At 69.3% G+C, this 13,945-nt stretch carries 13 protein-coding genes; 2 read left to right on the forward strand and 11 right to left on the reverse strand.

Annotation, left to right across the window (positions count from 1 at the left end; translation table 11 throughout):
• Window positions 1-27: 27 nt before the first annotated feature.
• Together grpE and dnaK are read right to left on the reverse strand one after the other, a co-directional pair.
• Window positions 28-720, reverse strand: coding sequence for a nucleotide exchange factor GrpE (grpE, locus tag JOF29_RS22275; RefSeq protein ID WP_307863601.1), 693 nt, complete (start codon window positions 718-720; stop codon window positions 28-30).
• Window positions 717-2,582 (reverse strand): molecular chaperone DnaK, encoded by a 1,866-nt coding sequence (gene dnaK / locus JOF29_RS22280; RefSeq protein ID WP_209696427.1) that lies wholly within the window; start codon window positions 2,580-2,582, stop codon window positions 717-719. The genes grpE and dnaK overlap by 4 nt, the downstream gene beginning before the upstream one ends.
• A 263-nt stretch (window positions 2,583-2,845) precedes the next feature.
• Between dnaK and JOF29_RS22285 the strand changes: the two genes are divergently transcribed.
• Window positions 2,846-3,325 (forward strand): GNAT family N-acetyltransferase, encoded by a 480-nt coding sequence (locus JOF29_RS22285; protein WP_307863602.1) that lies wholly within the window; start codon window positions 2,846-2,848, stop codon window positions 3,323-3,325.
• On the opposite strand, the gene JOF29_RS22290 is transcribed toward JOF29_RS22285, so the two are convergent.
• Window positions 3,322-3,711 carry a phosphoribosyltransferase family protein gene (locus JOF29_RS22290; protein WP_307863989.1) on the reverse strand — a complete coding sequence of 130 codons (390 nt, stop codon included), beginning with the start codon at window positions 3,709-3,711 and terminating at the stop codon, window positions 3,322-3,324. The two genes, JOF29_RS22285 and JOF29_RS22290, sit on opposite strands and share 4 nt — an antisense overlap.
• Window positions 3,712-4,044: 333 nt before the next feature.
• Between JOF29_RS22290 and JOF29_RS22295 the strand changes: the two genes are divergently transcribed.
• Window positions 4,045-4,959 carry a PDDEXK-like endonuclease domain-containing protein gene (locus JOF29_RS22295; RefSeq protein ID WP_209696428.1) on the forward strand — a complete coding sequence of 305 codons (915 nt, stop codon included), beginning with the start codon at window positions 4,045-4,047 and terminating at the stop codon, window positions 4,957-4,959.
• A gap of 16 nt (window positions 4,960-4,975) precedes the next feature.
• Here JOF29_RS22295 and hutI read toward each other — a convergent pair whose 3' ends face one another.
• The 8 genes from hutI to hutU all read right to left on the reverse strand — a co-directional run bounded on the left by hutI (window position 4,976) and on the right by hutU (window position 13,942).
• The gene (gene hutI, locus JOF29_RS22300; protein WP_209696429.1) at window positions 4,976-6,139 is read right to left on the reverse strand and encodes an imidazolonepropionase; all 1,164 of its coding nucleotides are present in this window, start codon (window positions 6,137-6,139) and stop codon (window positions 4,976-4,978) included.
• A complete protein-coding gene (locus JOF29_RS22305) occupies window positions 6,136-7,446 on the reverse strand; it encodes a formimidoylglutamate deiminase (protein ID WP_209696430.1) in 1,311 nt (436 codons plus the stop codon). The genes hutI and JOF29_RS22305 overlap by 4 nt, the downstream gene beginning before the upstream one ends.
• On the reverse strand, window positions 7,443-8,717 hold the full coding sequence (locus JOF29_RS22310) for an allantoate amidohydrolase (RefSeq protein WP_209696431.1): 1,275 nt from the start codon (window positions 8,715-8,717) through the stop codon (window positions 7,443-7,445). Before JOF29_RS22310 ends, JOF29_RS22305 begins: the two co-directional genes overlap by 4 nt.
• 10 nt (window positions 8,718-8,727) lie before the next feature.
• Window positions 8,728-9,651 carry an ABC transporter substrate-binding protein gene (locus JOF29_RS22315; RefSeq protein WP_209696432.1) on the reverse strand — a complete coding sequence of 308 codons (924 nt, stop codon included), beginning with the start codon at window positions 9,649-9,651 and terminating at the stop codon, window positions 8,728-8,730.
• A gap of 76 nt (window positions 9,652-9,727) precedes the next feature.
• Window positions 9,728-10,378, reverse strand: coding sequence for an ABC transporter permease (locus tag JOF29_RS22320; RefSeq protein ID WP_209696433.1), 651 nt, complete (start codon window positions 10,376-10,378; stop codon window positions 9,728-9,730).
• Between the two features lies 1 nt (window position 10,379).
• Window positions 10,380-11,036, reverse strand: a complete 657-nt coding sequence (locus JOF29_RS22325; RefSeq protein ID WP_209696434.1) for an ABC transporter permease — start codon at window positions 11,034-11,036, stop codon at window positions 10,380-10,382.
• A 115-nt stretch (window positions 11,037-11,151) separates the two neighbouring features.
• On the reverse strand, window positions 11,152-12,150 hold the full coding sequence (locus JOF29_RS22330) for an ABC transporter ATP-binding protein (RefSeq protein ID WP_209696435.1): 999 nt from the start codon (window positions 12,148-12,150) through the stop codon (window positions 11,152-11,154).
• Between the two features lie 136 nt (window positions 12,151-12,286).
• A complete protein-coding gene (hutU, locus tag JOF29_RS22335; protein ID WP_209696436.1) occupies window positions 12,287-13,942 on the reverse strand; it encodes a urocanate hydratase in 1,656 nt (551 codons plus the stop codon).
• Window positions 13,943-13,945: the final 3 nt, after the last annotated feature.

Genomic DNA, 13,945 nt, shown 5'->3' on the forward strand with positions numbered 1-13,945 from the left:
CTGGCGCCTCCCCTCCCGTCGTGCCGATTACTCCGCGGACTCGTCCGCGGCCTTGTCGTCATCAATGTTCTCCACCGGTACGTCGGCCTTGGCGGCGTCGGCCGGCAGTTGTTCCGTCGGCTCCGACACGGCCACCCGGGCCGCCCGCAGGATCCGCTCGCCGAGCCGGTAGCCCGGTTGCATGATCATCGTCGCGGTCGGGCCGTCGACGTCGTCGGAATAGTTGTGCAGCAAGGCCTCGTGGATCCGCGGGTCGAAGGGGTCGCCCTTCTCGCCGAACCGCACCAGGCCGAGCTTCTCGGTGACCCGCTCCAGCGACTCGGCGACCGCCTTGAAGGCGCCCTCCAGCTCACCGGCCTCGCGGGCCCGGCCGATGTCGTCCAGGATCCCGAGCAGCTCGGTGAGCACCGTGCCGACCACCAGCTCCCGGGCCGCCTCGCGGTCCCGGTCCACGCGGCGCTTGTAGTTCACGTACTCGGCCTGCAGCCGCTGCAGGTCCGCCGTACGCTCCGCGAGCGCCTCGGTCAGCAGGGCCTCCTGCGCGGACGGACCGACCAGGTCCGACGGGTCCCGCGGCGGCTGCTGTCCACCAGGGCCGCCGGCCGCGGAAGCCCCGTCCGAGGGCTCCCGCAGCTTGCCGGTTTCCGGGTCGATCCGGCGCTTGTCCCGGACGACGGGCTCGCCGTCGCCGAACTCGCTGCCGGTCGGTCGATCCGTCACTTGTCCTCCGTCTTGTCCTGCGGCCGGTCCTCGTCCACGATCTCGGCGTCCACGACGTCGTCGTCGTTGCTGCTCGAGCTCGCGTCCTCGGACGTGGCGCTGTCGTCGGCCTGGCCGCCGGCGGCCTGGGCGTTCGCGTACATCGCGGCACCCATCTTCTGGCTGGACTGGGCGAGCTTCTCCGAAGCGGCCTTGACCGCGTCGGCGTCGTCACCCTCGAGGGCCTTCTTCAGCTCGGCGACGCCGTCCTTGACCTCGGTCTTGACGTCGTCCGGAATCTTGTCCTCGTTCTCCTGGAGGAACTTCTCGGTCTGGTAGACCAGCGACTCCGCCTGGTTGCGGTTCTCCACCGCCTCGCGGCGCTTGCGGTCCTCCTCGGCGTACTGCTCGGCGTCGCGGACCATCTGGTCGATGTCGGTCTTCGGCAGCGCGGAGCCACCGGTCACCGTCATCCGCTGCTCCTTGCCGGTGGCAAGGTCCTTGGCGTTCACGTGCACGATGCCGTTCGCGTCGATGTCGAAGGTGACCTCGATCTGCGGCACGTTCCGCGGCGCCGGCGGCAGGCCGGTCAGCTCGAAGTTGCCGAGCGACTTGTTGTCCCGGGCCATCTCACGCTCGCCCTGGTACACCTGGATCATCACCGACGGCTGGTTGTCCTCCGCCGTGGTGAAGATCTCCGAGCCCTTGGTCGGGATCGTGGTGTTCCGCTCGATGATCTTGGTGAACACGCCGCCCTTGGTCTCGATACCGAGGCTCAGCGGGGTCACGTCGAGCAGCAGGACGTCCTTGACCTCACCCTTCAGCACACCGGCTTGAAGCGACGCTCCGACGGCTACGACTTCGTCCGGGTTGACGCCCTTGTTCGGGTCCTTGCCGCCGGTCAGTTCCTTGACCAGGTCGGCCACCGCGGGCATCCGGGTCGAGCCGCCGACCAGGATCACGTGGTCGATCTTCGACACGTCGATACCGGCGTCCTTGATGACGGCCTTGAACGGGGCGCGGGCGCGCTCCAGCAGGTCGTTGGTCAGCTTCTGGAACTCGGCGCGGGAGAGCTTCTCCTCCAGGTGCAGCGGGCCCGAGTCGGTGAGGCTCAGGTACGGCAGGTGGATGGTGGTCTCGGCCGCGCTGGACAGCTCGATCTTGGCCTTCTCGGCGGCCTCGTTGAGCCGCTGCATGGCCATCTTGTCGCCGGACAGGTCGGTGCCGTTCTTGTTCTTGAACTGGGTCACCAGCCACTGGACGATCCGGTTGTCCCAGTCGTCACCACCGAGGTGGTTGTCGCCGCTGGTCGCCTTCACCTCGAAGACACCGTCGCCGATCTCCAGCAGCGAGACGTCGAACGTACCGCCACCCAGGTCGAAGACCAGGATGGTCTGCTCGGTGCCCTTGTCCAGGCCGTACGCGAGCGCGGCCGCGGTCGGCTCGTTGACGATCCGGTGCACCTTCAGGCCCGCGATCTCGCCGGCCTCCTTGGTCGCCTGGCGCTGCGCGTCGGAGAAGTAGGCCGGCACGGTGATGACCGCGTCCGTGACCTGCTCCCCGAGGTACGCCTCGGCGTCCCGCTTCAGCTTCTGCAGCACGAACGCGCTGATCTGCTGCGGGGTGAACTTCTTGCCGTCGATGTCGACGCTCCAGTTTTCGCCCATGTGGCGCTTGACGGAGCGGATGGTGCGGTCGACGTTCGTGGTGGCCTGGCGCTTCGCCACCTCGCCGACCAGGACCTCGCCGTTCTTGGCGAAGGCGACGACCGAGGGCGTCGTGCGCGCTCCCTCGGCGTTGGGGATGACGGTGGGCTCGCCACCTTCCAGTACGGCGATGACGGAGTTCGTCGTACCGAGATCGATTCCGACCGCGCGGGCCATGCTTTACCTCCACACTGTGTGAGTCCGGGGAACGACCCCCGAGACCCCCGGACTTGAGTGATACAGACTCAATGTTGCCCGTTCGTCCGCCTCGGTTCAAATCCGTGACGCGACAAACTTGAGTTCACTGGACTCAACATTGCACACCGCCCAGGTCATTCCCAAGGGGAGGCCCGATTTTCCGGGTTCAGGTCAGGGTCGGGCCAGGGGCCCGCCGAAACTGCCCCTGCCTCAGCAAGGGTTATCCATGGGATGGTGTGCCGGTGAGACTCCGCCCGATGACCGCCGCCGACTTCGTCGCGGTACTTGCGCTCAACTCCGCTGCGGAGGGTCTGGTCCAACCACTCGGCCCGGACCGCCTGGACTGGCTCCGCCTGATCGCCGCCCACGCCGTCGTGGTCGACGTGGACGACCGGCCCGCCGGTTTCGTCCTCACCTTCACCCCCGGGTCGGCGTACGACGGTCTCGAGTTCGGGTGGTTCACCCAGACCTACGCCGACCGCTTCCTGTACATCGAGCGGATCGTCGTCGACCCCGAACACCGCCGCCAGGGCATCGCCTCGACGGTCTACAACGCGATCGAGCGGGCCGCCAAGCCCTTCGACCGCGCTGTCGCCCGGGTCCGCTCCGACTCCCTCGACTCCGCCGGGCTGACCTTCCACACCTCCCGCGGCTACCACGAGGTCGCCAACCAACGCCTCGCCAACGGCACCTCCACCGCACTCCTGTCCAAGGAGCTCTAAAGCTGCCGCACGTCGAGCAACCCCCGCACCGGCAACTCGTGCCGCAACCGCGACTCGCTCAACCCGTCGACGACACAGGCCACCCCGATCCACCGCGCCCCACAGTCCTCGACCAACCCCCGAGCCACCCGCGCCGTCGCCCCGGTCTCGACCCAATCGTCGACCATCAGCACCCGATCCCCCGCCCGTACCAACCGCCGCGGAAACCCGAACACCTGCTGCCGATCCCGATAGTCCGGCCCACCCGTACGCCGCACCCACCGCTCACTGTCGACCCCGGCCCCCGCCTCCTTCCGCATCTCCACAAACCCGACGTGCAGCGCCGCCGCGGTCAGAGCCCCCACCAACGACCCCCGCGACACCGGCCCAAGCACCACCGTCGGCACCTCGCCATACAACCCCGCCAACGCCGGCCCAAGCTCCCGCAACAGCTCACCGTCCCGCCACCACCCGGTGACGTCCGCGCAGTCCCTTCACGCCCCTCGATCGCCCCGCCAGCGAAACGCCGCCTGCAACCGTGCTCTCGTGTCCATGACCCCACGGTCTCGCGGCTGCCGTGCCCTCCGCATCCGGTTTTCCGGACCGCCAGGCCATCACAATTGAGCGGCCGCGGGCAGGCTGAGCGTGCGGAGGTGGTCGGCCCGTCGATTGTGATGGCCTGGCGGTCCGCCTGTGGATAACCACCGCCGCGGCCTCGGCCGGTGCGCCACGATGAACCCATGCCCGAGGTCGTCGACGTACTGCTGCGGCGCGAGGGCACGGCGACGTTCGGGCAACTGCGCGCCGTCGTGTCCGGTCGCGCAATTCGCGCAGCTCTGGCCACCGGATCGATTCGCCGGATCGCCAAGGGCGTCTACGCCCTGCCTGCTGCGCCCGACCCGATCACTGCCGCTCGCGCCCAGGGTGGGCTGGTGTCGCATCTCAGCGCTGCCGTGCTCCACGGATTCGACGTACTGGAACTGCCGGACAAGCCCCAGATCACCGTTCCCCGCGGCCAGCACCGGCGGCTGAGCCCGGTGAGCTGTGTGCTGCACTGGGCCGACGACCTGCCGTCCGACGGCACCTGCACCAGCAAGCTTCAGACGGTTCTGGACTGCGCACGAACTCTGCCGTTCGCGGCCGGCCTCACGATTGCCGACTCCGCGCTCCGCGGACGGGTACTGGACCGCTCCCAGCTCATGGTCGCCGCCGCCAACCTGAGCGGACCAGGCTGCCGCAGGGCGAGGCAGGTGGCGGCCGCCGCGGATGGCCGGGCCGAGTCCCCGCTCGAATCGGTGCTCCGCGCGATCCTGATCGAGGCGGGCATCCTCGGGTTCGAGCCACAGGTCGTGGTGCGCGACGGCACCTTCTCCTCCCGGATCGACCTTGCCAACCCGGCGCTGATGATCGCGGTCGAGGCCGACGGCTTCGCGTACCACGGGACCCGTGCGGCGCTCGCTCGCGACTGTCGCAGGCACGTCAGCCTCACAGTGCGCGGCTGGCGGCTCCTCCGGTTCTCCTGGGAGGACGTGATGTTCGACCCGGAGTGGGTGCTCCAGGCGATCCGCGACGCGATCGCCGGATCCCCAGGCCATCACAACGGATCGGATTCGCGCACGGCCACGCTTGAGGCGGCCGGCTCGGGCCGATTGTGATGGCCTGGCGGTCCGGCTAGGTGTCGCGGCCGGCGACGAGGGTGCGGGTGATCAACGGGACGGCGGGGCGGTAGGCGAGGTGGAGGTACGACGGGGCGTCGAGGATGGCCAGGTCCGCGGGGGCGCCTGGGGTGAGGTGGCCCAGGTCGGGGCGGCGGAGGGAGGTGGCGCCGCCGGCGGTGGCGGACCAGAGGGCCTCGGCGGGGGTCATGTGCATTTCGCGGACTGCCAGGGCGATGCAGAAGGGCATTGAGGAGGAGTAGCCGGAGCCGGGGTTGCAGTCGGTGGCGAGGGCTACGGTGACGCCGGCGTCCAGGAGGCGGCGGGCGTTGGGGTACGGCGATCTTGTCGAGAACTCGATCGCGGGCAGGAGGCCGGCTACTACGCCGCTGGAGGCCAGGGCGTCGATGTCGGCGTCGGCCAGGTGGGTGCAGTGGTCGGCTGACGCGGCGCCGAGCTCGACGGCCAGTTGTACGCCGGGGCCTTCGCCGAGCTGGTTGGCGTGGACGCGGGGCTGGAGGCCGCGGGCGATGCCTGCCTGGAGGATCGCCCGGCCTTGGTCGGCGTCGAAGGCGCCGCGTTCGACGAAGACGTCGATCCACTTCGAGTGCTTCGCGGCAGCGTCGAGCATGGGGCCGGTGACCAGGTCCACGTAGCCGGCCGGGTCGTCGGCGTACTCGGCTGGCACGACGTGGGCCCCGAGGTACGTCGTCTCGTCGGTGAACTGGGACGCGATCTGCAGCGCCCGGGCCTCGTCGGTGACCGTGAGGCCGTAGCCGGACTTGATCTCGACCGTGGTGGTGCCTTGGCGGCGCATCTCGGCGACCAGGCGGGACACGTTCGCAGTCAGGTGCTCGTCGGAGGCGGCGCGGGTGGCGGCGACGGTCGTACGGATGCCGCCGGCGGAGTACGGCGTACCGGTCATCCGGGCGGCGAACTCCTCGGCGCGGTCGCCGGCGAAGACGAGGTGCGAGTGCGAGTCGACGAAGCCAGGGATCACCGCGCGGCCGCCGAGGTCGGTGGCGGCGTCTGTCGCCGGGGCGTTGCGGCGTTGGCCGACCCAGGCGATCTTGCCGCCGTCGATGACGAGGGCGGCGTCGTGCAGTTCCCCGAGGAGGCCGCCGTGGGCGGGGTCGTTGGTGACCAGAGAGCTGATTCCGGTGAGCAGGAGCGACGTCATCGGGTCACCGCCGCGATCGAAGCAGCCAGCTCGGCCGCCACATCCATCCGAATGTGCTTGCCATCAGCAACCAGATGATTGCCTGAGGCGATGACGTCGGACACGTCCGCGGCGGTTGCGGCGAAGACCGCGGTTTCGGTTGCGCCGCCGGTGCCGGCGGTGCGGACTGTGTCGAGGCGGATCACGACCAGGTCGGCGCGGGCGCCGGGCTCGATCGCGCCGGCGTCGGGGAAGCCGATCGACCGATGGCCGTCGGCGGTTGCCGCCTTCAACAGCTCCGACGCGGACCAGTGGCCGCGTTGCTCGGTGGCCAGTCGTTCGTTCAGTTCGAGCGCGCGCATCTCCTCGAAGAGGTCGATCACGGCGTGGCTGTCGGAGCCCAACGTCAACGGCGAGCCTGCGTCGCGGAGGTGGACCGAGGGGCCGATGCCGTCGGCCAGGTCGCGTTCGGTGGTGGGGCAGAAGCAGGAGTACGTCGCGGAGCTTCCGAGGAGGCCGACGTCGACCGAGGTCAGGTGCGTCGCGTGTACGGCGCTCGTCCGGCCGCTGAGGAAGCCGGTCTCGTCGAGGACCTGGGTCGGAGTCCGCCCGTACGCCGCGAGGCTTGCCTCGTTTTCGGCGACCTGTTCGGACAGGTGGATGTGCAGCGGTACGTCGGGGAACGCCGAGGCGACCGCGCCGAGCTGGTCCTGCGGGACGCCCCGGACCGAATGCGCCGCGGCACCGATCACCACGTCGTCGCCGCCGCTCAGCTGCGCGACGCGGGAGGCCCACGCGGTCGCGTCGCCGTCGCTGAACCGCTGCTGTACCTCGTTGAGCGGCTGATCGATGCCGCCGGCAACGTAGCAGGTGTCGAGCAGCGTGATCCGGATCCCGGCGTCGCGCGCGGCCGCGATCAGCGCCGTACCCATCGCGTTCGGGTCGTCGTACCGGCGGCCGCCGGGAGCGTGGTGCAGGTAGTGGAACTCGCCGACCGCGGTGATCCCGGCGAGCAGCATCTCGCCGTACACGGCGCGGGCGAGCTCGTAGTACGTGTCGGGGGTGAGCGTGGCCGCGACGGCGTACATCTGCTCGCGCCAGGTCCAGAACGTGCCGCGCTCGGTCTGTGTACGGCCGCGGAGCGCGCGGTGGAACGCGTGGCTGTGGCAGTTCGCGAGGCCGGGGACGACGAGGCCGTTCAGGACCGTGGCGTCGCCCGGGTCCGCGCCGGACTCAACCGCGGTGAAGCGGCCGCCGACCACCGTGAGGAGCACTCGTGATGCGAGACCACTCGGGAGCAGGGCGGTCTCGCACCAGTACGTCGTCACCTCGCGAGATCCCTCAGTACGGCGGCCAGCGCGTCGACGCCCGCGAGGCAGTCGTCCAGCTCCGCGTACTCGGCCGGGGAGTGCGAGACGCCGGTCGGGTTCCGGACGAACAGCATCGCGGTCGGGATGCCGGCGTCGGAGAACACGCCCGCGTCGTGCCCGGCGCCGGTCGGCAGCACCGGGGCGCCGTCGAGTACGCCGACCAGGCGGTCGCGGAGGCCGGCCGGGAAGTCGACGATCGGCGAGACCGACTCGGCGGTGACCTCGAGCGTCGTACCGTCGCGTTCGGCGCGTTCGGTGGCCTGCTTGGTGATTGCCGCGAGCAACGATTCGAGAGTAGCGGTTTCGGCGGCGCGGGCGTCCAGCCAGGCGGTGACCTGGGACGGTACGGCGTTGGTGCCGTTCGGCTCGACGGACACCCGGCCGAACGTCGCGCGGGCACCGGCCAGGCGGGCCTGCTTGTTCGCGGCCAGGGCGGTCATCGCGTACGTGAGCATCGGGTCGTGCCGGTCCTCCATCAGGGTCGTACCGGCGTGGTTGGCCTCACCACCGAACGTGAACCGGTACCGCCCGTGCGGCCAGATCGAGCTCGCGACACCCACCGGCGCCGTCAAGCCTCGCCCTTGCTCCACGTGCAGCTCGACGAACGTCCCCATCCGCTGCAGGAGCGGCGACGGCCCGACGCCGGCCGGATCGATCCCAGCCTGCTCCAACGCCTCCCCGAGCCCAACTCCCGCGCGATCCTTCAGCTGCAGCGCCTTCTCCGCGGACAGCACCCCTGCCGCGATCCGGGACCCCAAACAGGGCATCCCGAACCGCGACCCCTCCTCCTCGACAAAAGCCCCGATCCCAATGGGCACGCCCGGCACGAACCCGTCCGCCCGCAACTTGTCCACAGCCGCCAGAGCGGAAACCACCCCAAGCGGCCCGTCGAACGCCCCACCATCAATCACCGAGTCCAGATGACTCCCGGTCACGATGCCCGGGCTGGCAGCCGGCCCTCCGGCCGGCTCCCCGCCCGGGGTTGGAGAGGGGGCACCGGCTCGGTGCTCACCGCCCGCGAGTGCAGCCGGGGCGCCAGGCGGTTCCCACCAGGCGATCAGGTTGCCGATGGGGTCGGACTCGACCTTCAGGTTGCGGGCGGCGCACTGGTCGAGGAACCAGTGCGTCGCTTCGCGTTCGGTGGGGGTGTAGCCGCCGCGGGTGTAGCCGCCGGTTTCGGGGCTGCGGCCGATGGCGGACTGGTCGGCCCAGAGGGATTCGAAGCTCAAGTCAGGACTCTCAGGACACTGGGTTCTTCGACAGCCAGTCCTTGGCGACCGCGTCCGCGCTCTCCTTGCCGACGTCGATCCGCTTGACCAGCGCGGTCAGGTCGTCGGTGGTGAGCTTGGCGTCGACCGCGTTCAGCGTGGTGGCGACGTCGCCGGCCTTGTGATCGGTCCGGATCAGCGGAACGATGTTGTTCGGCGGCAGGATGTGCTGCGGGTCCTCCAGCTGGACCCAGCCCTTGTCCTTGATCACGGCCTGTGTGGTGAACAGGTCGGTCACCTGGATGGTGTTGTCCCCCAGCGCCTTGATGCTCAGCGGGCCACCCGCGTCCAGCGTCTTGTAGTCCTTGAAGTCGACGCCGTACTTCTCCTTCATGCCCTTCAGCCCGGCGGTCCGGACCTTGAACTCGGAGCTGCCGCCGGCGACCAGGTTCTTGCCCTTCAGGTCGGCGATCGACTTCAGGTTGTACTTGTCTGCGGTCGCCTTGGTCACCACGATGGTGTCCTCGTCGGCGGCCGGCGACATCTCCAGGATCTCCAGGCCCGGCGTCAGCGCCTTCTTCAGCGCGTCGTACGCCTTCTGCGGGTCGGTCTCGGTGGAGTTCTTGTCGAAGTACGCGAGCGAGGCACCGGTGTACTCCGGCACCAGGTCGACGGACCCGTCCTTGATCGCGGCCATGTAGGTCTCGCGGTTGCCGATGTTCGGCTTCTTCTTCACGTCGATGCCCTTGGCGGCGAGCGCCTGGCCGTAGATCTCCGCCAGCAGCTGGCTCTCGGAGAAGTCGGCGGACCCGACGGTGATGCTCGTCACCTTGGACGGTGCAGGCGAGGACCCCGCGTTGTTGTTGCCGAGCTGGTTGCCCCCACCCCCACAGCCGGCCAGGCCGAGCACCGCCACCCCGGCGATCGCAGTACGGATGAGCGTGGATCTCAACACGAGAGCCTCCAGTGTTCTCGTTCAGCCACCGACCGGTGCCGATGGATGTGGCAAGTTCATCAGGTCCGACGGACAGTTAGCCCAGTTTCAGCCCAGGCGAGACGGTGATTCGCCCGATCAGCGCGAACATCGCGTCGAGCAGCAGCGCCATCAACGCCACCAGCAACGCCCCGCTGAACATCTGCGGGAAGTCCCGCAGCTTCAGCCCGTCGATCACGTACCGCCCGAGGCCGCCGAGCGACACCAGCGCCGCGATCGTCGCGGTCGACACGATCTGCAGCGTCGCGCTCCGGACGCCGGAGATGATCAGCGGCATCGCGATCGGGATCTCCACCTTGGTCAGGATCTCGCGTCCGGTCATCCCCATCCCCCGCGCGGCGTCGATCGTCGCCGGATCGACACCCGAGATACCGGCGTACGTCGAGGCGAGGATCGGCGGGATGCCCAGCGCGACCAGCGCGATCAGCACCGGCAGGAAACCGATCTGGTTGGTCAGCAGTACGGCGAGCATCAGCAACCCGAGGCTCGGCAGCGCCCGCGCCGCGTTGCCGAGGTTGATCGCCAGGAACGCCCCGCGCCGGGTGTGCCCGATCCGCAGGCCGATCGGTAGCCCGATCACGACGGACAGGCCGAGCGCGGCAAACGTGTACCAGAGGTGCTCGAGGATCCGCGCCCAGATGCCCTCGTTGCCGGACCAGTTGTACGAGTCGGTCAGGTACTGCCACATGTCAGGCCACCTCCGCCACCGGCGCCGCGACCCGGGCCCAGGGAGTCAGGACCCGCTGCAGGGTCACCAGTACGAAGTCCGCGAGCAGGGCGAGCGCCAGCGAGAGCACGACGCCGACGACCACCGGGGTCAGGAACGCCTTCTGGAAGCCGAGCGTGAAGAGTTCGCCCAGGCCGCCGATGCCGATCACCGCGCCGACGCTCACCATCGAGATGTTCGCGACCGTGACGACCCGCAGCCCGGTGAAGATGACCGGTATGGCGATCGGCAGGTCTACCGCGACCAGCCGGTGCAGCGAGCCGTACCCGACCGCGATCGCGGACTGCCGGACGTCGGGCGGTACGGAGCGGAGCCCGTCGATCACGTTCCGGATCAGCAGCGACACGGTGTAGATGGTCAGCGCCACGACGATGTTGATCGAGGACAGCACCTTGGTCCCGAGGATCGCGGGCAGCACGATGAACAGCGCGATCGACGGCAGCGAGTACAGCAGCCCGCCGAACGCGACCAGCGGGTTCGCCAGCCACGAGTACCGCGTCGCGACGTACCCGAGGGGCACCGAGATGATCAGCCCGAGGATCACCGGGATGATCGCCAGGTAGATGTGCTCGCGCAACTGCTCCCAGATCAGCCCGAGGTTGTTGCCTATCCAGGTCATGGGGCCTCCCGGTCTGGACTGAGGAGCGGAGGGAGCGCAGCGACCGGAGCGACGAGGGAAGACCGGGAGTTACAGCCCCATGACCCGTCGCGACGGAGTCGCGACATCAATACAGTCATGAGCGGAGCACTTCCGCCACGGAGCCCTGGTCGACGACGCCGACCGCGCGGCCTTCGTCGTCGACGACCACGCCCAGTCCGTTCGGTGACGTCAGTACGGCGTCCAGGGCCGCGCGCAGCGAGTCGCCGCGCTTGAAGACCGCGCCGAGCGGCTCCAGGTCGTCGGAGCCGTTCTTCCAGCCGACCGGTACGCCGTCGGTCAGCGCGAGCTCGTCCGGCAGCGGCCGCACGGTCAGCTGGTCCGCGTGCACGAACGTCAGCGCCCGGTAACCGCGGTCCTGACCGACGAAGCCACGGACGAAGTCGTCGGCCGGGTTCGCGAGCAACTCGGCCGGCGGGGCGAACTGTGCGAGCTTCCCGCCGACCTGCAGTACGGCGACGTTGTCGCCGAGCTTGATCGCCTCGTCGATGTCGTGCGTGACGAACACGATGGTCTTGCCGATGTCGCGCTGCAGCCGGAGCAGTTCCTCCTGCAGCTGGTGCCGGACGATCGGGTCGACCGCGCTGAACGGCTCGTCCATCAGCATGATCTTCGGGTCGGCCGCCAGCGCCCGGGCGACGCCGACTCGTTGCTGCTGGCCACCGGACAGCTGGGCCGGGTACCGCCCGGCCATCTTCAGGTCCAGGCCGACGCGTTCCAGCAGCTCCATCGCCGTACTGCGGGCCTTGCGCTTGTCCCAGCCGAGCAGCTTCGGCACCGTCGCGATGTTGTCCACCACGGTCTTGTGCGGGAACAGGCCGGCGTTCTGGATCACGTACCCGATCCCGCGCCGCAGCGTCACGGCGTCCTGCGAGTTGATGTCGGAGTCGTCGATCGAGATCGTCCCGGAGGTGCGCTCGATCGTCCGGTTGATCATCCGCAGCGAGGTGGTCTTGCCGCAGCCGGACGGGCCGACGAACACGGTGATCTGGTTGCTCGGGATCCGTAGGGACAAGGTGTCGACGGCGACGGTGCCGTCCGGATACTGCTTGGTGACGTCCTCGAACTCGATCATGGCGCCCCTTCGCGCTCGTCGTCCGGTCGCCCGAAAGACCCTAGCGGAACGACAGACCGAAACCACGCTGTCGTACGGTTTCTCGTTCCTCGGGAATGTGTACCGTAGCGCTACAGATTGCTACCGTCGCAGACAGTTAGTTTTCCCGCATCGGGACGCGCACCCCGCGCTCGTCCGCGACCTCGACTGCCTTGTCGTAGCCGGCGTCGACGTGACGGATCACACCCATCGCCGGGTCGTTGGTCAGTACCCGCTGGAGCTTCTGCCGCGCCAGGTCGGTGCCGTCGGCAACGGATACCTGGCCGGCGTGGATGGACCGGCCGATGCCGACGCCGCCGCCGTGGTGGATCGACACCCAGGACGCGCCGCTGGCCACGTTCACCATCGCGTTCAGCAACGGCCAGTCCGCGATCGCGTCCGAGCCGTCGAGCATGCCTTCGGTCTCCCGGTACGGCGAGGCGACGCTGCCGGTGTCCAGGTGGTCGCGACCGATCACGATCGGGGCCTCGAGTTCACCGGAGGCCACCATGTCGTTGAACCGGACGCCGGCCTTGTCCCGCTCGCCCTGGCCGAGCCAGCAGATCCGGGCCGGCAGACCCTGGAACGCGACCCGCTCGCCGGCCAGCTTGATCCAGCGCGCGAGGTGCTCGTTGTCCGGGAACAGGTCCAGGACCGCCTGGTCGGTCTTCGCGATGTCGGCCGGGTTGCCGGACAGCGCGACCCACCGGAACGGACCCTTTCCTTCACAGAACAACGGCCGGATGTACGCCGGTACGAAGCCCGGGAACTCGAACGCCCGGGCGTACCCGGCCTTCCGCGCCTCGTCCCGGATCGAGTTGCCGTAGTCGAACACCTCGGCACCCGCGTCCTGGAACTCGACCATCGCCTGGACGTGCTTGGCCATCGACTCCTGCGCGCGCTCGGTGAACCCGGCCGGGTCCTTCTCCCGCGCGGTCGTCCAGTCCTCGAACTCGACGCCGAGCGGCAGGTACATCAACGGGTCGTGCGCCGAGGTCTGGTCCGTGACCACGTCGATCGGCGCGCCCCGCTCGAGCAGGTCCGGGACGATCCTGGCCGCGTTGCCGAGGACACCGATCGACAACGGCCGCCGCGCCTTCTTCGCCTCCTCCGCCAGGTGCAGCGCCTCGTCGACGGACGACGCCCGTACGTCGAGGTACCGGTGCTCGATCCGGCGCTGGATCCGGGATTCGTCGACGTCGACGCAGATCGCGACGCCGTCGTTCATCGTGACCGCCAACGGCTGCGCGCCGCCCATGCCACCGAGGCCGGCGGTCAGCGTGATCGTGCCGGCGAGCGTCCCGCCGAACTTCTTCTCCGCGACCGCGCCGAACGTCTCGTACGTACCCTGCAGGATGCCCTGGGTGCCGATGTAGATCCACGACCCGGCCGTCATCTGGCCGTACATCGTGAGCCCCATCGCCTCCAGCTTCCGGAACTCCTCCCAGGTGGCCCAGTCGCCGACCAGGTTCGAGTTCGCGATCAGCACCCGCGGCGCCCACTCGTGCGTCTGCATCACGCCGACCGGGCGGCCGGACTGGACGAGCATGGTCTCGTCGTCCTTGAGGGTGGTCAGCGTCCGGACCATCGCGTCGAACGAGTTCCAGTCCCGGGCGGCCTTGCCGGAACCGCCGTACACGACGAGCTCGTCGGGGTGCTCGGCGACCTCCGGGTCGAGGTTGTTCTGCAGCATCCGCAGCGCGGCTTCCTGCTGCCAGCCGCGGGCGGTCAGGGTGGTGCCGCGGGGTGCGCGGACGGGTCGTGGTCCGGACATGGG

Origin of the sequence: Kribbella aluminosa, from assembly GCF_017876295.1 — a bacterium.
GTDB classification, from domain to species: Bacteria; Actinomycetota; Actinomycetes; order Propionibacteriales; family Kribbellaceae; genus Kribbella; species Kribbella aluminosa.